Annotated in this window: 23 protein-coding genes; 12 read left to right on the top strand and 11 right to left on the bottom strand. The window is 66.8% G+C overall.

Features of this window, described 5'->3' with window-relative positions; all coding sequences use genetic code 11:
• Positions 1 to 205 precede the first annotated feature (205 nt).
• From EYE42_RS09070 to EYE42_RS09055, 4 genes are all read right to left on the bottom strand, one after another.
• Positions 206 to 829, bottom strand: a complete 624-nt coding sequence (locus tag EYE42_RS09070) for a protein-methionine-sulfoxide reductase heme-binding subunit MsrQ (protein WP_130990993.1) — start codon at positions 827 to 829, stop codon at positions 206 to 208.
• Positions 829 to 1,725: a protein-methionine-sulfoxide reductase catalytic subunit MsrP gene (msrP, locus tag EYE42_RS09065; RefSeq protein WP_130990992.1), complete on the bottom strand. Its 897-nt coding sequence runs from the start codon at positions 1,723 to 1,725 to the stop codon at positions 829 to 831. Before msrP ends, EYE42_RS09070 begins: the two co-directional genes overlap by 1 nt.
• Positions 1,726 to 1,799: 74 nt before the next feature.
• Complete coding sequence (gene recQ / locus EYE42_RS09060; protein ID WP_130990991.1) at positions 1,800 to 3,830, bottom strand: DNA helicase RecQ; 2,031 nt, start codon at positions 3,828 to 3,830, stop codon at positions 1,800 to 1,802.
• On the bottom strand, positions 3,830 to 4,123 hold the full coding sequence (locus EYE42_RS09055) for a YggT family protein (RefSeq protein ID WP_130991013.1): 294 nt from the start codon (positions 4,121 to 4,123) through the stop codon (positions 3,830 to 3,832). The genes recQ and EYE42_RS09055 overlap by 1 nt, the downstream gene beginning before the upstream one ends.
• 135 nt (positions 4,124 to 4,258) lie before the next feature.
• Between EYE42_RS09055 and EYE42_RS09050 the strand changes: the two genes are divergently transcribed.
• The 5 genes from EYE42_RS09050 (at position 4,259) to EYE42_RS09030 (ending at position 8,697) form a co-directional block, all read left to right on the top strand.
• The gene (locus EYE42_RS09050; protein WP_130990990.1) at positions 4,259 to 4,819 is read left to right on the top strand and encodes an acyl-CoA thioesterase; all 561 of its coding nucleotides are present in this window, start codon (positions 4,259 to 4,261) and stop codon (positions 4,817 to 4,819) included.
• A gap of 44 nt (positions 4,820 to 4,863) precedes the next feature.
• Positions 4,864 to 6,234: an MFS transporter gene (locus EYE42_RS09045; RefSeq protein WP_130990989.1), complete on the top strand. Its 1,371-nt coding sequence runs from the start codon at positions 4,864 to 4,866 to the stop codon at positions 6,232 to 6,234.
• The gene (gene mepA / locus EYE42_RS09040) at positions 6,231 to 7,094 is read left to right on the top strand and encodes a penicillin-insensitive murein endopeptidase (RefSeq protein ID WP_130990988.1); all 864 of its coding nucleotides are present in this window, start codon (positions 6,231 to 6,233) and stop codon (positions 7,092 to 7,094) included. Before EYE42_RS09045 ends, mepA begins: the two co-directional genes overlap by 4 nt.
• The gene (locus EYE42_RS09035) at positions 7,067 to 7,963 is read left to right on the top strand and encodes an esterase-like activity of phytase family protein (protein ID WP_130990987.1); all 897 of its coding nucleotides are present in this window, start codon (positions 7,067 to 7,069) and stop codon (positions 7,961 to 7,963) included. Before mepA ends, EYE42_RS09035 begins: the two co-directional genes overlap by 28 nt.
• A 131-nt stretch (positions 7,964 to 8,094) precedes the next feature.
• Complete coding sequence (locus EYE42_RS09030) at positions 8,095 to 8,697, top strand: queuosine precursor transporter (RefSeq protein ID WP_130990986.1); 603 nt, start codon at positions 8,095 to 8,097, stop codon at positions 8,695 to 8,697.
• A 280-nt stretch (positions 8,698 to 8,977) separates the two neighbouring features.
• Here EYE42_RS09030 and EYE42_RS09025 read toward each other — a convergent pair whose 3' ends face one another.
• Both EYE42_RS09025 and EYE42_RS09020 read right to left on the bottom strand, forming a co-directional pair.
• Positions 8,978 to 10,756 (bottom strand): L-lactate permease, encoded by a 1,779-nt coding sequence (locus tag EYE42_RS09025; protein WP_130990985.1) that lies wholly within the window; start codon positions 10,754 to 10,756, stop codon positions 8,978 to 8,980.
• A 109-nt stretch (positions 10,757 to 10,865) separates the two neighbouring features.
• Positions 10,866 to 12,047 (bottom strand): acetyl-CoA C-acyltransferase family protein, encoded by a 1,182-nt coding sequence (locus tag EYE42_RS09020; protein ID WP_130990984.1) that lies wholly within the window; start codon positions 12,045 to 12,047, stop codon positions 10,866 to 10,868.
• Positions 12,048 to 12,178: 131 nt separating this feature from the next.
• Here EYE42_RS09020 and EYE42_RS09015 point away from each other — a divergent pair, with 131 nt between their 5' ends.
• The 4 genes from EYE42_RS09015 to EYE42_RS09000 all read left to right on the top strand — a co-directional run bounded on the left by EYE42_RS09015 (position 12,179) and on the right by EYE42_RS09000 (position 15,152).
• The gene (locus tag EYE42_RS09015; RefSeq protein WP_130990983.1) at positions 12,179 to 12,541 is read left to right on the top strand and encodes a winged helix-turn-helix domain-containing protein; all 363 of its coding nucleotides are present in this window, start codon (positions 12,179 to 12,181) and stop codon (positions 12,539 to 12,541) included.
• Complete coding sequence (gene glpK, locus EYE42_RS09010) at positions 12,538 to 14,013, top strand: glycerol kinase GlpK (protein WP_130990982.1); 1,476 nt, start codon at positions 12,538 to 12,540, stop codon at positions 14,011 to 14,013. The genes EYE42_RS09015 and glpK overlap by 4 nt, the downstream gene beginning before the upstream one ends.
• A 70-nt stretch (positions 14,014 to 14,083) precedes the next feature.
• On the top strand, positions 14,084 to 14,665 hold the full coding sequence (locus tag EYE42_RS09005; RefSeq protein WP_130990981.1) for a transglycosylase SLT domain-containing protein: 582 nt from the start codon (positions 14,084 to 14,086) through the stop codon (positions 14,663 to 14,665).
• A gap of 61 nt (positions 14,666 to 14,726) precedes the next feature.
• Entirely contained in the window at positions 14,727 to 15,152 is a 426-nt protein-coding gene (locus EYE42_RS09000) for a PaaI family thioesterase (RefSeq protein WP_130990980.1), read from the top strand.
• A gap of 236 nt (positions 15,153 to 15,388) precedes the next feature.
• On the opposite strand, the gene EYE42_RS08995 is transcribed toward EYE42_RS09000, so the two are convergent.
• The 5 genes from EYE42_RS08995 to EYE42_RS08975 all read right to left on the bottom strand — a co-directional run bounded on the left by EYE42_RS08995 (position 15,389) and on the right by EYE42_RS08975 (position 21,204).
• On the bottom strand, positions 15,389 to 16,573 hold the full coding sequence (locus EYE42_RS08995; RefSeq protein ID WP_246020680.1) for a TIGR03862 family flavoprotein: 1,185 nt from the start codon (positions 16,571 to 16,573) through the stop codon (positions 15,389 to 15,391).
• A 47-nt stretch (positions 16,574 to 16,620) separates the two neighbouring features.
• Entirely contained in the window at positions 16,621 to 17,646 is a 1,026-nt protein-coding gene (gene holA, locus EYE42_RS08990; protein WP_130990978.1) for a DNA polymerase III subunit delta, read from the bottom strand.
• Positions 17,643 to 18,134, bottom strand: a complete 492-nt coding sequence (lptE, locus tag EYE42_RS08985) for an LPS assembly lipoprotein LptE (RefSeq protein ID WP_130990977.1) — start codon at positions 18,132 to 18,134, stop codon at positions 17,643 to 17,645. The genes holA and lptE overlap by 4 nt, the downstream gene beginning before the upstream one ends.
• Entirely contained in the window at positions 18,121 to 20,661 is a 2,541-nt protein-coding gene (gene leuS, locus EYE42_RS08980; RefSeq protein WP_130990976.1) for a leucine--tRNA ligase, read from the bottom strand. Before leuS ends, lptE begins: the two co-directional genes overlap by 14 nt.
• 72 nt (positions 20,662 to 20,733) lie before the next feature.
• Complete coding sequence (locus tag EYE42_RS08975) at positions 20,734 to 21,204, bottom strand: DUF3576 domain-containing protein (RefSeq protein ID WP_425466562.1); 471 nt, start codon at positions 21,202 to 21,204, stop codon at positions 20,734 to 20,736.
• A gap of 272 nt (positions 21,205 to 21,476) precedes the next feature.
• Here EYE42_RS08975 and EYE42_RS08970 point away from each other — a divergent pair, with 272 nt between their 5' ends.
• The 3 genes from EYE42_RS08970 to EYE42_RS08960 all read left to right on the top strand — a co-directional run bounded on the left by EYE42_RS08970 (position 21,477) and on the right by EYE42_RS08960 (position 24,463).
• Positions 21,477 to 22,499, top strand: a complete 1,023-nt coding sequence (locus EYE42_RS08970; protein ID WP_165455750.1) for a porin — start codon at positions 21,477 to 21,479, stop codon at positions 22,497 to 22,499.
• Positions 22,500 to 22,570: 71 nt separating this feature from the next.
• Positions 22,571 to 23,218, top strand: a complete 648-nt coding sequence (locus EYE42_RS08965; RefSeq protein WP_130990973.1) for a YggS family pyridoxal phosphate-dependent enzyme — start codon at positions 22,571 to 22,573, stop codon at positions 23,216 to 23,218.
• Between the two features lie 99 nt (positions 23,219 to 23,317).
• Positions 23,318 to 24,463: a phosphoserine transaminase gene (locus EYE42_RS08960; RefSeq protein WP_130990972.1), complete on the top strand. Its 1,146-nt coding sequence runs from the start codon at positions 23,318 to 23,320 to the stop codon at positions 24,461 to 24,463.
• The last annotated feature ends 22 nt before the right edge of the window (positions 24,464 to 24,485 follow it).

The raw sequence follows: 24,485 nt of genomic DNA, 5'->3' as shown, positions 1-24,485 counted from the left end.
ACTCTCACGACGCACCGTCCGGTCAGTCATTCCCAGAATTTTCCCAGGAAACCCAGGCCATCAAGCCCGTCCCCCCGTCCCGACAACGTTCCCGCCTTCGGTGAAGCGGTATTTACGGAGAGAGGCGGGAACCCACAAGAGGATTTTCGCATTTTTCTTCTTCAAACCGTTACATTTTTTGCAATGGCCTGATTTCAAACAAATCTTATCTCGACGTCTGGGCTGTTCCCCAACGGATCGGGCGGGGAACGACGATCCGCAGGGCCAGAAGCCCCAGAATCACGACCAGCCACAGCACCGGTTCCAGCGGAAAGGTCTTCAGCGCCCATATCCAGTGCAGCGTCACCAGGGGCGCCGCAAGATAGGCCAGCTTGTGAAGGCTTCGCCAGGATGCGGATCCCATCCGGCGGATCGATGCGTTGTTCGACGTCAGGGCAAGCGCCAGCAGCATCACAAAGCTGGCCATGCCGAAGATCAGATAGGGGCGCTTGACCACATCGCGCGCCATGGCCCCCCACAACAGCGCCATGTCCATGACCACCCAGGCCAGCACATGCAGCCCGGCATAGGTAAAACACAGCAGGCCCAGCGCACGCCGAAACTTCATGAAGCTGAGTCCCGTGATGCGCAGGACGGGCGTCACCGCAAGGCTGGCGATCAGGAAATACAGCGCCGTTCGGCCCAGGCGGTGTTCGATGTCGCGGATCGGGTCGATTCCCAGCCCGCCCATCACCGCATCCCAGGTCAGCAGCATCAGGGGCACCAGCCCGCCCAGCCACATCGCCCAGACAGGAATCCGGCGCAGCTCGCCATTCAAGACCGCGCGCATCAATAGTCCCTTGCCAGATCCATCCCGGCATACAGCGAGGCCACCTGATCGCCATAGCCGTTGAACATCAGCGTCTCGTCCCGGCCGCCGAACAGGCCCGTGCCGATCCGGCGTTCGGTGGCCTGGGACCAGCGGGGGTGATCGACCTGCGGGTTCACGTTGGCATAGAATCCGTATTCCGATGGCTGCATGGCCTGCCATGTCGCGACGGGCTGGCGGTCGGTCAGGGTGATGCGCACGATCGACTTGATCGACTTGAAGCCGTATTTCCACGGCACCACCAGCCGGATCGGCGCGCCGTTCTGGTTGGGCAGCGCGTCGCCGTAAAGCCCGGTCGCCAGGATCGTCAGCGGGTGCATCGCCTCGTCCAGCCGCAATCCTTCACGATAGGGCCAGTCAAGAATCGGACGGCTCTGCCCCGGCATCTGTTCGGGGCGATACAGCGTCTCGAAGGCCACGAATTTCGCGCCCGGCTGCACGCCCGCCCGATCCAGCACGCCTGACAGGGGCACGCCGATCCAGGGAATCACCATCGACCAGGCCTCGACGCAGCGCAGTCGGTAGATGCGTTCCTCGAGGGCATTCGCCGGGGCGAGATCGTCCACGGCGTAATTGCCGGGCCGGTCCACCATGCCGCCGATCTCGACCGACCAGGGGTCGGTGACCATCGCTCCGGCATTGCGGGCGGGGTCGGTCTTGTCGGTGCCGAATTCGTAGAAATTGTTGTAGTTGGTGATCTCCTCCAGCGTATTCGGCGCTTGATCCGTGGAATACGGCGACGGCTTGCCAGACAGCGCCCAGGCGGGCGTGGCCATTGCGGCAATTCCGGCGCCGATCAGGGTACGGCGGCTCAAGTACAGGCCTTTCGGCGTGACGTCGGACCAGCGAAGCGTCATGGCGTTCTCCATTCATGCAGCACGGGATAGTCACGCAGAAAAAGACCAAACGGTGCATCACGTTCCGTTTACCGTCAGGACGTAACGATCTCGTGCAGAAAGGCGGCGCCGAACCGGTCCAGGCGCGCGGGGTCCAGATGACGGGCCAGACCGGATTCGTCGGTGGGCTTTGACTCGGCAATCCGCCGGATCTGGGCGGTCGAGCAGGACAGCGGTTTCTCTGTCCCGTCCGGCCCGCGAAGCAGATCGGCCTGCACGGCCACCAGACGGTCGAACAGCACGCCTTCGGGGCGGCCGGCCAGCCTGCGGCGCTGCGGGTGCATGTCGGGCACTTCGCCTGCGATGACCGACAGAAACTCCCGGCCATAGCTTTCCAGCTTCTTGGCCCCCACGCCGCCAACCCGGGCCATCTCGTCCAGGGTCGTGGGGCGCGCCTCGGTCATCTCGATCAGGGTCCGGTCGGGAAAGATGACATATGCGGGGACGCGCGCGGCCTCGGCCAGGGCGCGGCGCTTGGCCTTCAGCGCGGACAGCAGCGGCTCGTCCTCCTCGCTGACCTGGGTGCGCAGGACCGTGGCGGGTTTCGATGCCGTGGTGTCGTGGCGCAGGGTCACGCTTTCCTCGCCGCGCAGGACCGGGTGCGCGGTTTCGGTCAGGTGCAGGGCGCCATGGCGTTCGGGATCGGGACGACACAGGTCGCGGCCCATCATCTGCCGAAAGATCGCCTGCCATTGGGCGCGGCTGTGTTCGCGGCCCACCCCAAAGGTGGGCAGGGTGTCGTGGCCGCGTTCGCGGACCTTTGCGGTGGCGGTGCCGGTCAGGATGTCGATCAGATGCGTGGCGCCGAACCATTCGCCGGTCCGCACCATCGCCGACAACGCCTTGCGCACGGATTGCGTCGCATCGAACAGCCGCGGCGGCGTCGCGCACAGATCGCAGTTGCCGCAATCCTGGGCCAGATCCTCGCCGAAATAGGCCAGCAGCTTGCGGCGGCGGCAGCCGGTCGCCTCGGCCAGGCCAAGAAGGGCGTTCAGCCGGGCGTGGTCGGCGGATTTGCGGGCCGGGTCGGCCAGGCCTTCGTCGATTTGCGTGCGGCGCAACCGGATGTCGTCGGGACCATACAGGGTCAGCGTATCGGCCGGGTCGCCGTCGCGGCCTGCGCGGCCGATCTCCTGGTAATAGCCCTCGATGGATTTCGGCAGGTCGGCGTGCAGCACCCAGCGGATGTCGGGCTTGTCGATGCCCATGCCAAAGGCGATCGTGGCCACCACGATCAGCCCGTCCTCCTGCTGGAACCGCGCCTCGACCGCGCGGCGACGTTCCGCCTCCAGCCCGGCGTGATAGGCAACGGCGGCATGTCCCGCCTGGGTCAGCGCATCGGCCAGGGTTTCCGTTCGGGCGCGGCTGGCGCAATAGATGATGCCCGACTGGCCGCGCCGGGCCGCGACATAGGCCAGCACCTGCTTGCGGGGGCTGTCCTTGGGCTGGAAGGCCAGCCGCAGGTTCGGGCGGTCGAAGCCGCGCAGGAAGGTGACGGGCGGCTTACCGTCGAACAGACGGGTAACGATCTCGGCCCGCGTTTCCGCATCCGCCGTGGCGGTAAAGGCCGCCAGCGGCACGTCCAGGGCGCGCTTCAGATCGCCGATGCGCAGATAGTCGGGGCGAAAGTCGTGGCCCCACTGGCTGACGCAATGCGCCTCGTCCACCGCGATTGCCGTGACGCCCGCGCGGCGCAGCAGCGTCAGCGTCCCGCCCGAGGCCAGCCGTTCCGGCGCCATGTAGAGCAGTTTCAGATCACCCCGCGACAGGGCCTGGAACACCGCGTCGGTTTCCTCGTCCGTGTTGCCGCTGGTCAGGGCACCCGCGGCCACGCCCGCCTCGCGCAGGGCGCGGACCTGATCGCGCATCAGGGCGATCAGCGGTGATATCACCACCGTCACCCCGTCGCGCATCAGCGCAGGCAACTGGAAGCACAGCGACTTGCCGCCGCCCGTGGGCATGATCGCCAGCACGTCCTGTCCGGCGGCGACGGCCCGGACGATCTCCTTCTGGCCGGGGCGGAATCCGTCAAAGCCCCAGACCTGTCTCAGCAGGTCATCAGGCATCACATCCCATAGAAGAAGCCGGCATTGTTCGCCAGGGCGCGTTGCAGGATGATGATGATGATGAACACGATCAGCGGCGCCAGATCCAGCCCGCCGGTGTTGGGCAGCACGTTCCGGATCGGGCGATAGATCGGTTCCAGCAGCCGGTTCAGCCCGTCCCACAGTTGCGCGACCAGCGGCTGGCGCAGGTTCAGCACCTGGAAGTTGATCAGCCATGACATGATGATGTGGACGATCATCACGAACCACACCACTTGCAGGATCAGTTGCAAGGCTTCGTACAGCGTTCCCATCATGCCCTCATCGTCGTGTTCGGTGCTGGTATGGCGATGCGCGACGTCCTTCGCAAGCAAGTTGCCGCAGCGTCCCCTGTTGACGATTGCGTGGGTCCGCGCCACCCCCGCCCCTGGTCAGCCGCGCGAGGTCCGATGTATCCCCTGTTCCGTTTCGCCAAGGAGATGGTCAAGTTCCGCAACGCCCCGCCGCTGGCAATCACGGGAACGCATGTCTCGACGCATATCTGCTGGCCATGGGATCTGGATCCGTGGATCGAGCTGAACAACGGCCGCACGCTGACTCTGTTCGACCTGGGCCGCATCCCGATGGCCCAGCGCATCGGGCTGATCCCGATCCTGCGCCAGCGCCGATGGGGCATCACCGTGGCGGGCAGTTCGGTGCGCTATCGCCGCCGCATCCGCGCCTTTGACCGCTTCACGATGATCTCGCGCGTGGCGGGGTGGGATCAGCGATTCATCTATATGGACCAGTCGATGTGGAGAGGCGCCGATTGCTGCAATCAGGTGCTGATCCGGTCGGCCATCACATCGGCGGGCGGCATCGTGGCCCCGGCGCAGGTGATGGCCGCGATTGGCGCGTCGCCCGACAGCCCGCCCCTGCCCGACTGGATCGCCGGCTGGGCGGATGCCGACGCCCTGCGGCCCTGGCCGCCGGTGCTGCCCCCTGACGCAAAGGCCCACTTGCCAGCCTGATGCGCCTTGGGGCCTTATGGCCGCAAATGCGCGCAGGGGGGCGGATGGACCGCAAACGGATCTGGGGCTGGTGGTTCTTTGACTGGGCCAGCCAGCCTTTCCATACCCTTCTGCTGACCTTCATCTTCTCGGTCTATTTTGCCGAGGTCGCGCAGCGCCACTTCCTGAATGTCAGCGGCGACCTGCGGCTGGCGGGGGCGCAGGCGCAGGCGCTGTGGGGATACGGGCTGTCCGTCACCGGCATCATCATCGCCCTGTGCGCGCCGATCCTGGGGGCCGTGGCCGATACATCGGGGCGGCGGATGCCGTGGATCTGGTTCTTTTCGATCCTGTATGTCCTGGGGTCCGCGGGGCTGTGGCTGCTGGTGCCCAGCCAGCCCCCGCTGATGCAGGCGGTCGTGCTGTTCGGCATCGGCCTGATCGGGGTCGAATTCGCGACGATCTTCACCAATGCCCTGCTGCCGGGCCTTGCCCCCCGGGCCGAGGTCGGCCGCCTGTCCGGGTCCGGCTATGCCTTCGGCTATCTGGGTGGGGTCGTGTCGCTGGGGGTGATGCTGGCGCTGTTTCAGGAAACGCCCGACGGCCGGACGCTGATCGGGCTGGATCCGCTGTTCGGGCTGGACCCGGCGGCGCGCGAGGGCACGCGCTTTGTCGGACCGTTCGTGGCGATCTGGTATGCCGTCTTCATGATCCCGTTCTTTCTGTGGGTCCGCGAACCGCGCGGCCCGCGCCAGCCCGTCCGCATCGGCCCGGCCCTGCGGGATCTGTGGAGGCTGATCCGCAGCCTGCGCCACCGCCGCAGCCTGGCCGCATGGCTGGCCTCGTCGATGCTGTCGCGCGACGCGCTGAACGCGCTTTACGGGTTCGGCGGGGTCTATGCCGGCACGGTCCTGGGCTGGCCGGTGTTCCTGGCGGGGGTCTTTGGCGTGGTCAGCGCCGTCGCCGCCGCCATCGTCAGTTGGGCCGGAGGGCGGGCCGACCGGCGATGGGGGCCGAAACCCGTCATCGTCGCCGCCACCCTTGTCCTGACCGCCGTCTGCGTGGTGGTGGTCGGCATGGACCGCCAGACCCTGTTCGGCCTAGCCGTGCCGCCGGACCCGGTGCTTGGACGGTTCTTCGTGCCCGATCTGGTGTTTTTTCTGTGCGGCGCGCTGATCGGCGGCGCGGGCGGCGCATTGCAGGCCGCCAGCCGCACCCTGATGGTCCGTCACACGACCGAAGCCCGCGCAACCGAAGGCTTTGGGCTTTATGCCCTGTCCGGCAAGGCCACGGCGTTTCTGGCCCCGCTGCTGATCGCGGCTGTCACCGACGCGACCGGAAACCAGCGGATCGGCATTTCCCCCCTGATCGTCCTGTTTATCCTGTCGCTTGTTCTGCTAGGCTGGGTAAAACCGGAAGGAGAGGGACAGCCGTGATCCGCAGATTCCTGACCGCCGCCGCCATCCTGGCCGGCCTTGCCATGCCCGCATCCGCCGACCCGCTGGCCAAGGATGTGTTCGGCAGCTTCCGCAGCGCCTCGCAGGGGCCCGCGGTGTCCGTCGGCTATTATTCCAGGGGCTGCGGACAGGGATTCGTGCAGCTTCCCGAAAGCGGGCCAAGCTGGCAGGCGATGCGCCTGTCCCGGAACCGCAACTGGGGCCACCCGGAACTGGTCAACTTCCTGATCGGACTGTCGCGGGCGGCCCAGCAGGCCGGATGGGGCGGGCTGTATATCGGCGATCTCAGCCAGCCGCGCGGCGGGCCGATGATCTCGGGCCATGCCAGCCATCAATCGGGGCTGGATGCCGATGTCTGGATGCTGCCCCCGTCGTCGCTGAACCTGTCGCCCCAGCAACGCGAAAGCCTGTCCTCGGTCTCGATCACCGACGGACGGGGGGTGGCGCTGTCGGGGAACTGGAATGCGGGGCATATGGCCATCATGCGCGCCGCCGCCCGCGACCGCCGCGTGGAACGCATTCTGGTCGATCCGGTGGCCAAGGTCGCCATGTGCCGGATGGAACAAGGCGACCGTTCCTGGCTGCGCAAGATCCGCCCGATCAACAACCACGACTATCACTTTCACGTCCGGCTGTCCTGCCCGCGCGGATCGATCTGCGACCGGCAGGACCCGCCGCCGCCCGGCGACGGCTGCGCCGAGGCCGCCGAATGGATCCGGAACCGCATCGACCCCGGCCGCGTGCGGCCCGCGCCGCCCGATCCCGACTATCGCCATCCCCGGACCTATCGTCTCAGCGAACTGCCCGCCCAATGCCGATCCGTCGCCGCCGCCCGCTGACGGCCGTTCTTGCAGGACTGATCCTGTCGGGCACCGCCCTGCCGGGATGGGCCCGGACGCTGGATTATGTCGGCACCTATGTCTGGTCCGGCAGCGAGGCCAGCTTCGGGGGGTTTTCGGGCATCGAGATCAGCCCGGACGGCACCGGTTTTCACGCACTGACCGACCGCGCGCAGTTGTACTGGGGCAGCATCGAGCGCGATTCGCAGGGATTGATCCGGGCCATGAACAGCGCTGGGCGGGCGCATCTGAAGGACAGCAAGGGCGTGCCCCTGCCACCCGGATACACCGGCGACAGCGAAGGACTGGCCATCGGCGATGACGGGGCCATCTGGATCAGCTTCGAGGGGCTGGACCGCGTCGCCCTTTACGACAACCCCGATGCCACGGCCAGGGCGTTGCAGCCGCCGCCTCGGCTGCCGGGAATGCGGCTCAATTCGGGGCTGGAGGCCCTGGCGATCCGGGACGGCACGCTTTACGCGGTGCCCGAGCGAACGGGGGACGAGAACCAGCCCTTTCCGATCCTGACGTTTCGCGACAACACCTGGGGCGAAGCCGGGGAAATCCGGCGCGATCCCCGCTGGCTTGCGGTCGGCGGGGATTTCGGACCCGACGGCTGGTTCTACCTGCTGGAGCGCGACTTTCGCGGCATCCTGGGATTCGCCTCGCGCATCCGGCGGATGCGGTTGACCGAGGCCGGACCGCGGGACGAGGAAATCCTGCTGACCACCCGTCCCCTGCAATACGATAATCTGGAAGGGATCTCGGTCTGGCATGACGGACAGGGGATCCGGCTGACGATGATCTCGGACGACAACTTCCTGCTGGTGCAGCGGACCGAACTGGTCGAATACCGGCTGCGCGACTGACACGGGGTGATCGGCAAGGGGCATCGACAGGGGGGCGATTGACAATCCGGGCACGCGCGGCGTAAGGCGCCCGCTGTCCCGCGCGTCTGCGGGACCGAGTTGTTCCGCGACCTTGTAAAACGGAAATATCAATGACCCGCCATCTGCCCGGCATCCTTGCCATGGCCATCATCGTCGTGGCCTCGAACATCCTTGTGCAATTCCCGATCGGCTCCTGGCTGACCTGGGGGGCCCTGACCTATCCCTTCGCCTTTCTGGTCACGGACGTGATGAACCGTGTCCACGGTGCCCGTGCCGCCCGCCAGGTCGTACTGGCGGGCTTTGTCATCGGCGTTTCCTGTTCGCTGATCGCGGCGGGCCTGGACAAGACCACGCTGCGAATCGCCGTCGGATCGGGGGTGGCCTTTTTCGTCGCACAGTTGATCGACATCGCGGTCTTTGACGCCCTTCGCAACCGCCGCTGGTGGGAGGCGCCGTTCCTGTCGTCCTTTGTCGGATCGGCCGTGGATACCGCGCTGTTCTTTGGCATCGCCTTTACCGCCGCCCTGCCGGCTGACGTCAACACCGGCTGGGCGAACGAGGCGGTTCCGCTGCTTGGTCAAGGACCGGTCACGGCGCTGTGGATTTCGCTGGCAACTGCCGACTGGCTGGTCAAGCTTGGTCTGGCGATACTTGCCCTTGTGCCTTTCCGCATCGCGGTGCGCAATTTGTTGCGAACCCGGCGAACAATCTGATTGACACAGGATCGGTCTGTGGCACCATCACCCCATAACGGCAACCAATTGAAAGGAGGTGGTCCAGTGTCGAGAGTGATATTGGAGAGAGGTGTCGGAACAGTCAGGGGGGCCGTGGCCTGAGGGCAGCCCCGAGGGTCGTAAACCCTGGTTGGGACCGGACCATCCGCGTATCCCTAACCGGACCATCTCCGTGGATCTCGCGGGCCGCCCCATCCGGGCGGCCCGTTCCTTTTGAAAGCGCGCGACCGGCAAAAGGGGGCCTGGGCCCCCTTTTCCGTCAGCGGCGCACCGGTTCCAGGCCCGCCTGATTGATGCGCATCCCGCCGATCACGACCAGGGCCCACACGACGGCGGCGGCCCACCAGAGCCCGCCCTGGATCAGGCCCATGCCGATCAGGCCTGCCTGCACCACATAGTAGCCCATGGTGATCAGCGTCTTGCGGATCAGGTCGCCCTCGCGGTCGGTCAGCCCCACCGTGGCCGAGGCCGCAACCACATTGTGCACGCAAATCATGTTGCCCGCCGCGCCGCCAACCGCCTGAAGCGCCACCACCGCCGTGATGCCGGCCAGATCCAGGCCGATCCCCTGCGCGGTCGAGAACTGGAACAGCGCGAACATCATGTTGGACACCGTGTTGGACCCGGCGATGAAGGCGCCAAGCGCCCCCACGATCGGCGCAAACAGCGGCCAGGCGTCGCCCGTGGCGGCGGCCATGCCCTGCGCCAGGGTGATCGGCATGGACGCCATGCCCTCGGACCCGGAGTTGATAAACACCTGCACCATCGGCACCGCCAGCAGCAGCGCGGGCGCGGCGGCCAGCATGGTTCGCCCGGAAATCGCCCAGGCCCGTCCATAATCGGACCCGCGCATCCGGAACAGCGCGACCGAGATCAGCGAAGCCAGGATCATCACCGTTCCCGGCGAATACAGCAACTGGGCCGAGGCATTGATCCCCGATCCGAACAGGTCGTTCACCGCCAGCGTCGTGGACGGCCCCGTCAGCCAGGCCTTCAAGGGCGCGATGGTGCGCGTCAGCACCAACAGGCCCGCCACGATGACATAGGGCATCCAGGCGCTCAGCAACGAGATTTCGCGCCGCGCCGCCGCGCCATGGGGGGCAAGCTCGGCATCGGCGTCGGCGGCCTCGACCGTGCCCTGCCAGTCGTGTTCCCATTCGATGCGCGGCGGGAAATCGAACCGGTCGTCGGGCATGAACAGCCCCGCGCGTGCTGCCGGAATCACGATCAGCAGGCCGATCAGCCCGCCCAGCAGGGACGGGAATTCCGGTCCCAGCACCCGCGCCACCAGCAGATAGGGCAGCGTGAAGGCCAGGCCCGCGAACAGCGCGAATTTCCAGGCGCGGAAGCCTTCGGCAAAGCTGCGGCTGCGGCCAAAGAACCGCGTCAGCATCCCCACCATCAGCAGCGGAATCAGGAACCCGATCAGCGTGTGAATCAGTGCCACGTTGGCCGCGACCACCGGCACATACTGGTCCAGCGTGGCGGGGCTGATCGCGGCCGTCACCTCGTCGCTGTTGGACAGGCCGGTCTTGACGCCCACCAGCATGGGCGTGCCCACCGCGCCAAAGGATACGGGCGTGGACTGGATGATCAGCGTGACCATCACGGCAGCCATGGCCGGAAAGCCGATCGCCACCAGCAGCGGCGCGGCAACCGCGGCGGGCGTGCCGAACCCCGAGGCCCCCTCGATCAGGGATCCGAACATCCAGGCAATGATGATCGCCTGGATGCGGCGGTCGGGCGAAATGTCCGTAAATCCGCGCCGGATCGCCCGGATCGCCCCCGACTCCTGCACCGTATACAGCAGCAGGATCGCCCCGAACACGATGTAGAGCAGCGTGGCCGCTGTCACCAGCCCGTTAACGGACGCCCCGGCAACACGCTCGGCAGGGGCTCCCCAGACCAGCAGGGCCAGCGCGACGGTCGCCAGATAGGCCACCAGCATCGACATCTTGGCCGATTTTCGCATCACCACCAGCAGGACGAACACCGCCAGCACCGGCACCAGTGCGGCCACAAACAACAATCCCTCCATGGAATCCTCTCTCCCGTAAATCCGTTTGCACAGACCGCAAAAAAGGACAGCCCGTCAAGGGTTCTGGTCAAAAAAATTGACCAGATCCGGGAATAACCGGGGATAGATGCTACAGCCGCTCGATGGCCAGCGCGATGCCCTGTCCGCCGCCGATGCACATGGTTATCAATGCCTTGCGGGCATCCCTGCGCTCCAGTTCATACAGTGCCTTGACGGTGATGATCGCGCCGGTCGCGCCGATCGGATGGCCCAAAGCGATGGCGCCGCCATTGGGATTGACACGGGCCGGGTCCAGCCCCAGCCTTTTGCTCACCGCCAGGGCCTGTGCGGCGAAAGCCTCGTTCGATTCGATCACGTCGAAATCGCCGACCGACAGGCCCGTGCGTTTCGTCAGCAATTCCACCGCCGGGACCGGGCCGATGCCCATCACCTCGGGGCGCACGCCCGCCACCGCATAGCCAAGGATGCGCGCGCGCGGCGTCAAACCTGCCGCCTGTGCCGCGTCGGCCCGCGCCAGCACCAGGGCCGCCGCACCGTCGTTGATGCCGCTGGCATTGCCCGCGGTGACGCTGCCGTCCTTTTTGAACACGGCCTTCAGGCCCGCCAGCCTGTCCAGGCTGGTTTCCTTGGGGTGTTCGTCGGTATCGAAGCTGACCGGCCCATTGCGGCCCTTGACCTCGATGGGCACGATCTGGTCGCGGAAATGCCCTGCGGCGATGGCTGCCGCCGCCCGGCGCTGCGATTCCAGCGCGAATTCGTCCTGCGCCTGCCGGCTGATGCCGTGTTCGATCGCAACGTTTTCCCCCGTCACGCCCATATGCCCGGTGCCCATCGGGCAGGTCAGCGCGCCGGTCATCATGTCCATCATCCGCTGATCGCCCATCTTGGCGCCGAACCGGGCCGAGCTGACGGCATAGGGCGCGCGGCTCATGCTTTCGGCGCCGCCCGCGACGGCGAAATCCGCATCCCCCAGCATCAGAGCCTGCGCCGCCGACACGATGGCCTGCACCCCCGATCCGCACAACCGGTTCACATTCATGGCGGGCGTGGTGTCGGGAATGCCCGCGTCCAGCATCGCCACCCGCGACAGATACATGTCGCGGGGTTCGGTGTTGATGACATGGCCAAAGACCACCTGCCCGATCCGGTCGGGTGCCACATTCGCGCGTTCCATCGCCGCCCTGGTGACGGTTGCCGCAAGGTCGATCGGCGGAATGGCGGCCAGACTGCCGCCAAAGGTGCCGATGGCGGTGCGGGCGCCGGACAGGATGACGATCTCGCTTGCGGACATGAAGAACCTCCCTTGGTTTTTGCAGTGCAGCATAGAGGCGGATTGCGATGCAGCAAGAGGATCGTGACCCCTGTTTGCCTCGGCGCTGCGGCTGCGGCTAAGTTGCCAGAGCGACAGGGAACCGAATCGCGATGGAAAAGGGTGTCCCCCGGATCAAACTGCGACTGGAATACGACGCCCCGCTGGTGCTGGGACCGGGCAAGGCGCAGCTTTTGCGGCTGATCGCGCAACATGGCTCGATCTCGGCCGCCGGACGACGCATGGGCATGAGCTACAAGCGCGCGTGGTCCCTGGTCGAGGAACTGAACAGGGCCTTTGTCCAGCCGCTGGTGGACAGCAGCCGGGGCGGTCCGGGCGGCGGCGGGGCAACCGTGACGCCGACGGGGCGCGACGTCCTGCGCCACTACGAATCACTGGAAAGACTGCTGGCGGACCGGGGCGCCGACGATCTGGCGGCCATCGGCGGGTTGATGAAACAGGGGAAAGACGCATGACGATACTGGCCATGGATCAGGGAACGACCTCGTCTCGTGCCCTGGTCTTCAGCGACGACCTGCGCGTGCAGGCCCGCGCGCAGCATGAATTCCCGCAGCATTTCCCGCAATCGGGCTGGGTCGAACACGATCCGGACGACATCTGGACCAGCAGTGCCGGCACCGCCCGCGCCGCCATCGAAAAGGCGGGTGCCCCCCGGATCGACGCCATCGGCATCACCAACCAGCGCGAAACCGTCGTGATCTGGGACCGCAAGACAGGCGAACCTCTTCACCGCGCGATCGTCTGGCAGGACCGGCGCACCGCCGATGTCTGCAACCGCCTGCGCGAGGAAGGGGCCGAGGATCAGGTCACGGAGACGACCGGGCTGCTGCTGGACCCTTATTTCAGCGCCACCAAGATCGCCTGGCTGCTGGATCATGTGGACGGGGCGCGCGACCGCGCCCGGGCCGGCGATCTGGCCTTCGGCACCGTGGACAGCTTTCTGATCTGGAAGCTGACCGGCGGCCAGTCCCATGTCACCGACGCCACCAATGCCAGCCGGACGCTGCTGTACGACATCCGCCGGGGGGAATGGTCCGACGACATGTGCCGGCTGTTCGACATCCCCCCCGCGCTGCTGCCCGAGGTCCGCGACAGCGCCGACGATTTCGGCACCACGCGACCCGACCTGTTCGGGCGGGCAATCCCGATTCTGGGCGTGGCGGGCGACCAGCAGGCCGCGACCGTGGGGCAGGCCTGCTTTCAGCCCGGCATGATGAAGTCCACCTATGGCACCGGCTGTTTCGCGCTGCTGAACACCGGGGATCAGGCGGTGCGATCGCAGAACCGGCTGCTGACCACCATCGCCTATCGCCTGGACGGCACGACGACCTATGCACTGGAAGGCAGCATCTTCATTGCCGGCGCGGTGGTGCAGTGGCTGCGCGACGGGCTGCGGCTGATCCGCGAGGCCAGCGAAACCCAATCCCTGTCCGGACAGGCCGACGACAGCCAGCAGGTCATCATGGTCCCGGCCTTCACCGGCCTTGGCGCCCCGCACTGGGCACCCCATGCGCGCGGCGCGGTGTTTGGCCTGACCCGCAGCACCGGCCCCGCCGAATTCGCCCGTGCGGCGCTGGAAAGCGTGGGCTTTCAGACCCGCGACCTGCTGGAGGCGATGCGCGCCGACTGGCCCCAGGCGGGCGATGCCGTTCTGCGTGTCGATGGCGGCATGACGGCCAGCGAACCGGCCATGCAATTCCTGGCCGACATCCTGGGCGCCCCGGTGGACCGGCCCGCCAACACCGAAACGACCGCGCAAGGCGCCGCCTGGCTGGCCGGCTATCGCGCGGGGCTGTGCCCGCCGCCCGATGACTATGCCCGGGCCTGGCAGCTTGACCGCCGGTTCGAACCGCTGATGCCCGAGGCCGAGCGGGATCGGCGCTATTCCGCTTGGCAGCGGGCGGTGCAGGCGGTCCTGTCCGTCTGAGCTTCCGGCTTTGTGATTTCACCCTGCCGTGATTTTCCGTAATAGTTCGGAAAAACGACAAGAGGGCAGGATGAGCAGGCTTCTGAAACTGGCGATCGTGGGGCTGGTCGCATCATGCGGCGGCGGCAATTATTCGGCCCCTCGGCAACTGGACAACGCCTGCGCCATCGTGGCGGAACGTCCGGCCTATTTCCGGGCGATGAAGGCCACCGAACGCAAATGGGGCGTGCCCGTCCCGGTGCAGATGGCCACGCTTTATCAGGAATCGAAATTCATCGGCGATGCCCGCACGCCGCATCAATACGCGCTTGGCGTGATCCCCATCGGACGCCAGTCCAGTGCTTTCGGTTATTCACAGGCGCTCGACGGCACGTGGGAGGAATATCAGAAGGCCACGGGAAACCGCCGCGCCCAGCGCGACAACATCCGCCACGCGACCGACTTCATGGGCTGGTACATGCACAACTCGACCCGCAGCCTGGGCATCTCCAAGGCCGATGCAGGCGCGCAATACCTGGCCTATCACGAGGGGCGTTCGGGTTTCGCGCGCCAGTCCTATCTGAACAAGCCCTGGCTGGTCCGGGTCGCGAACGATGTCGGACAGCGCGCCCAGATGTACCGGTCGCAACTTGTGGCGTGCCGCCGGGCCTGAGGGCTTGCCCTTTGCCGGGCCGGCCGGTTGATATGGCCGGGCAGCAGGGGGAAAACACCGCATGAGCGACGACCACATCCGGCGCGAGGCCGAGGATCAGCCCGAATTCGCCATCCATATCGGCGCCCGCCTGGTTTCGGCGACCCCCCAGCGGGTCGAGTTCGAGATGCCCGTGACCCGCGCGCTTGCCAACCGCAACGGCGTGCTTCACGGCGGCGCGATCATGGGGCTGGCCGACAATGCCGGGGGCACCGGCACATTCCTGAACCTGCCGCCCGGAAAATCGACCACCACGCTGGAAAGCAAGACGAATTTCCTGCGTCCCATCCGGCTGGGCGATACCGCCCGGGCGGTCACCCTGCCGCTGCACCTGGGTCGCACGACGCAGATCTGGCAGACCACCATCACGCGCGGCGACGGCAAGGTGGCGGCGATCGTCACGCAGACCCAGATGGTGATCGACTGGAAAGGCGACGGGACCTCATAGCCACGATCCGGCCACAGCCCGGTCCCAGGGCCGCCGGCCCGGAATCCGATTTCGAACCAGTCGTCCCGATATGGTCCTGGGGCGGCTTTCGGTCCGGACAGGGGCGCGTGCCTTGCTCCGGACCGGTGAAAAAGGCGTCGATCCGTCGGCGCGTCTCGGGGGTGAAGGGCGTGATCGTATAGGCCATGAAAAGCCTTTCCGGATGGCGGGCAGGTTCCGTTCTGATCTTCAAAGGCTCAGATCTTCAAGCCCGGCCCGCCGCCATGGGGCGCTCTGGCGTCAAGCCGTGCGGCTGCTGCCCGTCCGGCGTGCAACCCGCTGCCCAGGCAGGCCGTCAGCAGATAGCCGCCCGTGGGCGCCTCCCAGTCCAGCATCTCGCCCGCGGCAAAGACATGGGGCATGGCGCGCAACTCCAGATCCGCCGTGACCGAATCCCAGGCAAGGCCCCCGGCCGAGGAAATGGCGCGGTCCAAGCCCATCGGTCCGTCATGGCGCAGCGGCAGGGCCTTGGCCAGGGCAGCCCAGCCACCTGGGGCCGCAGACAGCGGCAGGGGCCGGGTCCATTCCAGGATCAACGCGACCTTGACCGGATCCTCCAGCACCCGCCGCAGCCAGTTGCCCAACGACAGCCTGCCCCTGGGCCTTGCAAACCGCGCGGCCAAGGCGGGCGGGTCCAGATCGGGCGCCAGATCCACATGGCCCGCGGCCCCGTCGCGCAGCGGCGCTGATACCGCGTAAACCCCGCCGCCCTCGATTCCCCCGGCCCCGATGATCCATTCGCCCCGGCTGTTCAGCCCGCCCGCGTGCAGGGCGACGCCCTTGACCGGCGATCCGAAGTGGCGCGCCATCTGCGGCGACCAGGCGACGTGAAAACCCATGTTCGCAGGCCGGAGCGGCATGACCCGGACCCCCGCCGCCTCCAGCCACGGCACCCAGGCCCCATCCGATCCCAGCCGCGGCCAGCTTGCCCCGCCCAGCGCCAGAACGGCCACGCGCGGCGCGACATCGCGCATTCCCTGGGGGGTTTCGAACCGGAACCCGGCCCCCGTCCAGCGCCAGCGGGTTCGCAGTTCCACTCCGCCCCCCCGCAACCGCGCCAGCCAGGCCCGCAACAGGGGCGAGGCCTTCATGCCCGTCGGGAACACCCGCCCGGTCGATCCGGTGAACAGGTCGATCCCCAGGCCCCGCGCCCAGGCCATGACTTCGGCAGGCCCGAATCGTTCTTTTCCGCCGAAATATCCCGGCGCCCCGGGCAGTACCCCGCTGCCAGGGGCGAAGCTTTGCACGAACGCCTCGAACGGCTCGTCCTTGGTGAGGTTCAGCCCCGACTTGCCCGCCATCAGGAATTTTCGCGCGGGCGTGGGCATCGCTTCGGCCACCAGGACGCGGCGGCCCGGCGCCATCAAGGCTTCGGCCGCCATCAGTCCGGCCGGTCCCGCGCCGATCACCAGCGCATCGACGATTTCGGTCACCGCCGTCCCCGTGTCATCGCCAGGCGGATCAGGGTGCGTTCCACCAGCGCCATCTGCGGCGCACGGGTGCTGCTGCGCAGGGTCAGGTCGGTGTCCAGCAGCGACCGCACCGCCTCCTCCAGCGGTCCCATGCCCCAGGCCTGCGCCTGCCGTTCCATCCGGTCGCGGCGCGGACCGAACACCGGCGGACGCATCCGCGACAGCGCCACGCCCGGACCGGCCGGATCGGCGGCGGCCAGATGCAGGGCGCGGAAATGGCGCAGGGCGGCGATGCACAGCGTGACCGGGTTCACGCCCTGCCCCTCGATCCGGCGCATCATCGGGCCGAATTCGGCCTCGCGGCGTTCGGCGACGGTGTGGATCAGTTCGTCCAGGTCGGCCTCGATGGTCGCGGGGGCCATCAGGGCGATCTCGTCCGTCGTCAGCGGCTGGGGATCGCCGTGCTTGTAAAGGCCGATCTTTTCGATGGTCTGGCGCAGGTCGCCCGGATCCAGCGCGCGGGCCAGAACCATCATCTCGCGCATCGCGGCGGGCGGCACCTGACGCAGCCCGGCATCGGCCAGCCACCGCGCCACTTCGTCCTCGGCCGGCGGATCGTCATAGATCGGCGCGGCGACGGCGGCCGGATGCGGCTCGAACAGCTTGCGCAGGGCGGATGCCTTGCCCAGCGCGCCCGCTGTGACGACGATCACCGCATCGCCCGGCTTCCAGTCCGACAGCGCCGCGCGGATGGCATCGGCGGCGGCATCGGGCGCATCCTCGACCAGAACCACGCGCGGGCCGGGAAAGAAGCCCACTTCCTTTACCGCATCCAGCAGTTGCGCGGCGTCCTTGCGCAGTCCTGCGCCGGGCATACGGGTCAGCCGCATTTCCTCGTCGGCCTTTTCGCCGGTCAGAGTCCTGACCGCCTCGACGCGCTTCATGGCCACGCGCATGGGATCCTGCCCATGGATCAGCAGCGCCGGACGCGAGGGGTCGGGCCGGGCCAGATAGCGCGCGATTTCCGCACCCTTCAGGATCATCCCGGAAGTTGGCCGGACGCCGCCAGCAGCCGCGTGACGACCTGATCGGCCAGCATCTCGGCCAGGCGATTGCGTGCGTCGCCTTCGGCGGTCAGGGTGGCGATGGTGGTGCCGGTGGTGGAATAGGACGAAAAGTTGCTGACCCGGCCCTGTGCCAGCACCCGGCCCGTCCGGTCGGTCAGCGTGAAATCCGCGGTGCCGTTCAGGGCATAGCGGTTCGTCACCTCGTCGGTGGTGATGGCCTGGGGCACCACCCCCACGGTCAGGCGGTAATCCAGGTCGAAGTCCGACCCCTCGCCCCCCAGGCGTTCGCCCAGGCGGCGGTTGAAGGCGAAATCCTGATAGGTGTCGGGATCGCGCGGGCGGACCTTGCCGAACAGCCGCCGCCCGGCGCCGTTCGGGCCATAGACCGGCGTCAGCCCGCAGCCCGCGACGGCCAGCAGCCCCAGCAGGGCTGCGCGCCGGGGGATGCGGTCAGGCGACCACATTGACGATCCGCCCCGGCACCACGATCAGCTTCTTGGGCGCCGCGCCTTCCAGGAACCGGCGCACGGTTTCGTCGGCCAGCACCATTGCCTCGATCTGGTCCCTGGGCATGTCTTTGGCCACCAGGATCTCGGCCCGGCGCTTGCCGTTGATCTGGATCGGCAGGATGATGGTATCATCCTCCAGCATCGCCGGATCGGCCTTTGGCCAGGGCGCATCGACCAGCAGGCCCTGACCCCCGGCCATGGCCCAGACATCCTCGGCCAGATGCGGCACCATCGGCCCCATCAGTTGCGCCATGATGCGCAGGGCGGATTTGCGGGATTCCCCCCCGGCCCTGGACTTGCCCGCGGCGTTCGCCAATTCATAGATTTTCGCGACGGCCTTGTTGAAGGCGAACCCCTCGATGGCCCGGGTCACGTCGGCGATCGCGCGATGCGCGGCGCGGGTCAGGTCGGGATCGTCGTCCCCATCGACCGGCGCCTCCTCGGCCAGACGGAACACACGAGCCAGGAACTTGTGCGCGGCCTCGGCCCCGGCGGCGGTCCATTCCACGTCGCGTTCGGGCGGGCTGTCGGACAGCATGAACCAGCGGGCGGTATCGGCGCCGAAATTGGCGACGATGTTGACCGGATCGACGACGTTCTTCTTGGATTTCGACATCTTGGCCGAGGGGATGATTTCGACCGCCGTGCCATCGGCCAGCTTGCCGTCTGTCACATCGCCGGGCAAATGATAGACCGGACGGCCCCGGTCGTCGCGGGTCATGTAAATCTCGTGCGTCACCATCCCCTGCGTGAACAGCGCGTCGAACGGCTCCTTGGCACTCTCCGGCAGGTGCCCGGTCCTGACCATCGCGCGGGCAAAGAACCGCGAATACAGCAGATGCAGGATCGCGTGTTCGATGCCGCCGATGTACTGGTCCACGTTCATCCAGTAATCGGCATCCGCTTGGGTTGTCGGCGTCGCTGCATGGGGCGAGGTGAAGCGCGCGTAATACCAGGACGAATCGACAAAGGTGTCCATCGTGTCCGTCTCGCGCCGCGCGGCCCCGCCGCAGTGCGGACAGGTGGCCTGGCGCCAGGTCGGGTGGCGGTCCAGCGGGTTGCCCGGCACGTCGAAGGTCACATCCTGCGGTAGCAGCACCGGCAGGTTCGCTTTGGCCTCGGGGACCGTGCCGCAGGCATCGCAATGCAGCACCGGGATCGGGCATCCCCAGTACCGCTGGCGCGAGATGCCCCAGTCGCGAAGCCGGAACTTGGTCACGGCCTCGCCCCAGCCGTTCGCCTCGGCATGGGCGATGGCGGCATCCACGGCGGCCTCTCCGGTCTGGTCCGACGCGCCTGAAAAACCGCGGACATAGGTGACGGTTTCGGTTTTCGGCGGCACATAGGGCGCCGTGGCGACCATCGCATCGGCCTGTTCCAGCGACATCCCGCGTTCGCCGAAGGTCGCGCGGATCGGCAGCCCGTATTTCGTCGCGAATCCATGGTCGCGTTCGTCATGGGCGGGCGATCCGAAGATCGCGCCGGTGCCGTAATCCATCAGCACGAAGTTCGCGATCCAGATCGGCAGGTGCCAGTCTGCGTCTAGCGGGTGACGCACGGTCAGGCCGGTATCGAAGCCCAGCTTGGGCGCGGTCTCGATGGCTTCCTCGGTGGTGCCGATCCTGCGGCAGTCCTCGACAAATGCGGCGACCTTGGGATCCGCCGCCGCCAGATCGCGGACCAGCGGATGATCGGGCGACAGCGCCACGAAGCTGGCGCCCATCAGCGTGTCCGGACGCGTCGTATAGACCTCGATCGCCTCGAACCCCTCGGGCGCGTCCACCGTCTTGAACCGGAACTGCAACCCCCGCGACTTGCCGATCCAGTTCGACTGCATCAGCCGCACCTTTTCCGGCCAGCCGCTCAGCCCGTCCAGCGCCGCCAGCAATTCGTCGGAATAATCCGAGATGCGGAAGAACCACTGGGTCAGCTCGCGCCGTTCCACCGGGGCGCCCGACCGCCAGCCCTTGCCGTCGATGACCTGTTCGTTGGCCAGCACCGTCATGTCCACCGGGTCCCAGTTCACCTGGGCCGACTTGCGGGTAACCAGACCGGCGTCCAGCATGTCCAGAAACAGCGCCTGCTGCTGGGCCACATAGGCGTCGTCGCAGGTGGCGAATTCGCGGCTCCAGTCGATGGACAGGCCCAGCGGGCGCAACTGGTCGCGCATGGTGGCGATGTTGGCATAGGTCCAGTCGCGCGGATGGCCGCCCTGTTCCATCGCGGCATTCTCGGCGGGCATCCCGAAGGCGTCCCAGCCCATCGGGTGCAGGACCGAATACCCCTGGGCGCGCTTGAACCGCGCCACCACGTCGCCCATCGTGTAGTTGCGCACATGCCCCATGTGGATGCGCCCGGACGGATAGGGGAACATCTCCAGCACGTAATACTTGGGCCGGTCGTCGCGGATCGCTGTAAAGCTGCCCGCCTGTTCCCAGGCGGCCTGCCAGCGGGGTTCAAGACCGGAGGGATCATAGGGCATCGTGCGGACCTTCGTCATGCGTCGCCGCCGGGTTTATACGGCGGCGGATGGCGGGTCCAGTGGGCTGCCCTGCTAGAGCCGCCCGTCCTGGATGCGCAACTGCCGCGCGCGGGTCAGGATCGCGTCCTCGACCGCGCGGACGGTGCCGGGTTCCACCGCCGCCCCGCCGGGGCCTTGCAGCGACAGCTTCAGGCTGCGCGCATCCAGCGCCGGGTCGGCGATCTTGATCGTCGCGCGATAGGACCGCCCGCCGCCCGGCGGCGTGCCATAGCCGGTCTGGATCACCCCGGTAAAGGGATCGACCGTCTGCACCGGCAGGAAGTTCAGCACCTCGAGGCTGGCGTTCCACAGGTACTTGTTCACGCCCACCGTGGTATTGGGGTTTTCCGAACTGCGCAGCGCGTCCCAGATCGTCGTGCGCCGCACCTCGGGGCGCATGTCGGACCCGTCAGGCCCTTCGGACGAACGGCCGCTGCCGCCGCACGCGGCCAGTCCGGCGCAAAGCGTTGCCGCCATCACGATGCGCGCGGCCTGTGCGAATATCATGCGGTCCCCCCGCCCCCGTGGGCGTTTGTCATGTCGGCGTCAGCTTTAGCCCGGATGGGCCCTGCCCGACAAGCGCCTTGGCCGCAGCGATGCGAAAGCCGCATTGCTTTGGTCACGAAAGGGTGTGGCCCTTGTGCATCACAGGCCGGACCAAGGCCGCCGGGCTTGCGCGATTTCGTTGCATCGCGGAACCGGACGGGGGAAACAGGCAGCATACCCAAGGCGGTAATGCCGGTTTGGGCATCAGAGAGACAAGAGGGAACTTGACCATGAAAAAGGCTCTTATCGCCTCCACCGCGCTGATCCTGACCGCCGGTGTGGCTGCTGCCGACGTCACCATCTCGGGTTACGGCCGGACCGGTATCATTTACCAGGAAAACACCGATGCCCAGGACGCACGCGGCGTGAACGAAACCCAGATCGTCTCGCGCCTGCGGATGAACATCGACGCCGCCACCTCCAGCGAACAGGGCGTGGATTTCGGTGCCCGCTTCCGTCTGCAGTGGGACCAGAACAGCAGTTCGCGTGGCAGCCAAGGCGAACTGAACGCCGGCAAGCTGTTCGTGACCAGCAGCGGCCTGACGGTCGAGGTCGGCAACGTCGATACCGCCTTCGATACGGCCGGCCTGCTCTACGCATCGGAACTTGGCTCGTATGACCGCGACCTCGTTCGCCGCGGCACTTTCTTTGCCTATGACTCGGATCGCTACAACAACCAACTGGCTCAGGCTATCGTTGACGTGAACGGCGATGGCATCATCGACGGCAATGACGTTGAAGAGCTCTCGACCTATAACGGGATCGCGGCGCGTTACTCGATCGCAGGCGCAACCGTTCGCGTGTCCTATATCGATCCGGACCAGTCGGGCCTGATTGCCGACGACGAGGAACTGGGCTTCTCGGTCGACTACAAGTGGAACGACCGTCTGGAACTGTCCGGCGCCTACGTGATGGACGGTGGCGGGGTCGAGGACAACGACATCCTGTTCCTGGGCGGGCGTTATGCCGTCATGGAAAACGCTCGGGTCGGCCTGAACTACATCGACGCCAGCAACGACAGCGACGCGGATGTGGGTGATACCTTCACCCTGTATGGCGATTATACGCTGGCTGACGGCCTGACCAACATCGAAGCCTATGTCGCCAACAACGACGACGAAGACAATGAATCCGACAATGCCTACGGCATCGGCGTCAACTACGACCTGGGCGGTGCCCGTCTGGGTGCCTCGGTCCAGCGTGGGTATGACGAGCGCGTGACCGCCGACATGGGCGTGCGCTTCGACTTCTGATCCCAAGGATCGGACGTCAAACTTGAGGAGCGGGCCTTGCGCCCGCTCTTTTCTTTTTGTCTTGTCGCCTCATGGGACTGGATGACATCAAGCGCCGCATCGCCGCGGCCGAGGAACGGGCCGGGCGCGCGCCAGGCAGCGTGACGCTGATCGCGGTCAGCAAGGTGCAGCCCGAGGGGCGCGTGACCGCCGTTCTGGATGCGGGCCACCGCGTCTTTGGCGAGAATTACGTGCAGGAAGCCCAAGGCAAATGGCCCGACTGGCGGAATCGCTGGCCGGGGGTCGAATTGCACATGATCGGCCCGCTGCAATCCAACAAGGCCAAGGCTGCGGTGGACCTGTTCGACGCCATCCACACGCTGGACCGCATGACCCTGGCGCGCAAGCTGGCCCAGCAGGCCGATCAGCAGGGGCGCAGCCCGCACCTGTTTATCCAGGTCAATACCGGTGACGAGCCTCAGAAGGCCGGGATTCTTGCCGACGAACTGCCGGTGTTCCTGTCGTCGTGCCATGACCTTGGCCTGTCGCCGTCGGGCCTGATGTGCATCCCGCCCGAAGGCCACGACCCCCTGCCCCATTTCCGTCTGCTGCGCCGCCTGGCCCACGACCATGGCCTGCCCCATCTTTCCATGGGGATGAGCGCGGATTTCGAATCCGCGATCGCCGAGGGTGCGACCCATGTGCGCGTCGGATCGGCCATCTTCGGCGACCGTGCCTAGGGCCAAGCCTGCTTTCCGCTTGCCAGATGCCCTTGGGAAAGCTATTCCCGGCGGCGGGACACCCTTCCCCAACGAAGGGCTTTTAGCTGGAAGGCTGACATGAAGGATCTGACGATCCCGGCTGCGCGCCCGGTCAATCCGCGCTTTTCTTCTGGCCCTTGCGCCAAGATTCCCCATTATTCGCTGGACATGCTGTCGGACGCGCCCCTGGGCCGCTCGCACCGCGCGGCTGTCGGCAAGGCCAGGCTGGCCGAGGCGATCGCGTTGACCCGCGAGGTTCTGGGCGTCCCCGCCGATTATCGCATCGGCATCGTCCCCGGCTCTGACACCGGCGCGGTCGAGATGGCGATGTGGACCCTGCTGGGCGCCCGCCCGGTCGAGATGCTGGCTTGGGAAAGTTTCGGCGAGGGCTGGGTCACGGATGCGGTCAAGCAGTTGAAGCTGGACGCGACCGTCCGCAAGGCCGATTACGGCAGGATCGTCGATTTCGCGCAGGTCGATTTCGACAAGGATGTCGTCTTTACCTGGAACGGCACCACCAGCGGCGTGCGCGTTCCGAACGGCGACGCGATCCCGGCGGATCGCGCGGGCCTGACCATCTGCGACGCGACCAGCGCCGCCTTCGCCATGGACCTGCCCTTCGACAAGCTGGATGTGGTCACCTTCAGTTGGCAGAAGGTGCTGGGCGGAGAGGGCGCGCATGGGATGCTGATCCTGTCCCCCCGCGCGGTCGAGCGTCTGGAAACCTATACTCCTGCCTGGCCGCTGCCCAAGATCTTTCGCCTGACCAAGGGCGGCAAGCTGATCGAGGGCATCTTTCAGGGCGAGACGATCAACACGCCGTCCATGCTGGCGGTCGAGGATTACCTGGTCGCGCTGAAATGGGCGCAGTCCCTGGGCGGGCTCAAGGCGCTGATCGCACGGGCGGATGCCAATGCGGCCGCGGTGCGCGATTTCATCGCGGGCAAGGACTGGATCGCCGATCTGGCCGAGGATCCGGCCACCGCATCGACCACCAGCGTCTGCCTGCGTTTCACCGATCCGGCCATCAGGGACGGCGCTGCCTTCGCCAAGGCCGTTGCCAAGCGGCTGGAGAAGGAAGGCGTGGCGCTGGATGCGGGCGCCTATCGCGATGCGCCGCCGGGCCTGCGGATCTGGTGCGGCTCGACGGTGGAAACCAGCGATGTCGCGGCATTGATGCCCTGGATCGAATGGGCCTATCGCGCCGAACTGGCCGCCCAGTAGGCGGCGGGACCGGGGGCCAGCC

Source organism: Paracoccus subflavus, assembly GCF_004310345.1.
Classification (GTDB): Bacteria; Pseudomonadota; Alphaproteobacteria; order Rhodobacterales; family Rhodobacteraceae; genus Paracoccus; species Paracoccus subflavus.
Note: the sequence above shows the minus strand (reverse complement) of the source record. Positions and strands in the feature narration are given on the sequence as shown.

What these genes read in the sequence shown, in the direction of transcription:
- EYE42_RS09050 (WP_130990990.1), top strand. Translation starts at nt 4,259, where the DNA reads ATGTATCCCCTGTTCCGTTTCGCCAAGGAGATGGTCAAGTTCCGCAAC.
- EYE42_RS08960 (WP_130990972.1), top strand. Translation starts at nt 23,318, where the DNA reads ATGAAGGATCTGACGATCCCGGCTGCGCGCCCGGTCAATCCGCGCTTT.
- EYE42_RS09035 (WP_130990987.1), top strand. Translation starts at nt 7,067, where the DNA reads ATGCCGATCCGTCGCCGCCGCCCGCTGACGGCCGTTCTTGCAGGACTG.
- recQ (WP_130990991.1), bottom strand. Translation starts at nt 3,830, where the DNA reads ATGCCTGATGACCTGCTGAGACAGGTCTGGGGCTTTGACGGATTCCGC.
- EYE42_RS09045 (WP_130990989.1), top strand. Translation starts at nt 4,864, where the DNA reads ATGGACCGCAAACGGATCTGGGGCTGGTGGTTCTTTGACTGGGCCAGC.
- msrP (WP_130990992.1), bottom strand. Translation starts at nt 1,725, where the DNA reads ATGACGCTTCGCTGGTCCGACGTCACGCCGAAAGGCCTGTACTTGAGC.
- EYE42_RS09005 (WP_130990981.1), top strand. Translation starts at nt 14,084, where the DNA reads ATGAGCAGGCTTCTGAAACTGGCGATCGTGGGGCTGGTCGCATCATGC.
- EYE42_RS08970 (WP_165455750.1), top strand. Translation starts at nt 21,477, where the DNA reads ATGAAAAAGGCTCTTATCGCCTCCACCGCGCTGATCCTGACCGCCGGT.
- glpK (WP_130990982.1), top strand. Translation starts at nt 12,538, where the DNA reads ATGACGATACTGGCCATGGATCAGGGAACGACCTCGTCTCGTGCCCTG.
- lptE (WP_130990977.1), bottom strand. Translation starts at nt 18,134, where the DNA reads ATGTGGTCGCCTGACCGCATCCCCCGGCGCGCAGCCCTGCTGGGGCTG.
- EYE42_RS08995 (WP_246020680.1), bottom strand. Translation starts at nt 16,573, where the DNA reads ATGGCGGCCGAAGCCTTGATGGCGCCGGGCCGCCGCGTCCTGGTGGCC.
- EYE42_RS08965 (WP_130990973.1), top strand. Translation starts at nt 22,571, where the DNA reads ATGGGACTGGATGACATCAAGCGCCGCATCGCCGCGGCCGAGGAACGG.
- EYE42_RS09020 (WP_130990984.1), bottom strand. Translation starts at nt 12,047, where the DNA reads ATGTCCGCAAGCGAGATCGTCATCCTGTCCGGCGCCCGCACCGCCATC.
- holA (WP_130990978.1), bottom strand. Translation starts at nt 17,646, where the DNA reads ATGATCCTGAAGGGTGCGGAAATCGCGCGCTATCTGGCCCGGCCCGAC.
- EYE42_RS09015 (WP_130990983.1), top strand. Translation starts at nt 12,179, where the DNA reads ATGGAAAAGGGTGTCCCCCGGATCAAACTGCGACTGGAATACGACGCC.
- EYE42_RS09070 (WP_130990993.1), bottom strand. Translation starts at nt 829, where the DNA reads ATGCGCGCGGTCTTGAATGGCGAGCTGCGCCGGATTCCTGTCTGGGCG.
- EYE42_RS09055 (WP_130991013.1), bottom strand. Translation starts at nt 4,123, where the DNA reads ATGGGAACGCTGTACGAAGCCTTGCAACTGATCCTGCAAGTGGTGTGG.
- EYE42_RS09000 (WP_130990980.1), top strand. Translation starts at nt 14,727, where the DNA reads ATGAGCGACGACCACATCCGGCGCGAGGCCGAGGATCAGCCCGAATTC.
- EYE42_RS09025 (WP_130990985.1), bottom strand. Translation starts at nt 10,756, where the DNA reads ATGGAGGGATTGTTGTTTGTGGCCGCACTGGTGCCGGTGCTGGCGGTG.
- leuS (WP_130990976.1), bottom strand. Translation starts at nt 20,661, where the DNA reads ATGCCCTATGATCCCTCCGGTCTTGAACCCCGCTGGCAGGCCGCCTGG.
- EYE42_RS09030 (WP_130990986.1), top strand. Translation starts at nt 8,095, where the DNA reads ATGACCCGCCATCTGCCCGGCATCCTTGCCATGGCCATCATCGTCGTG.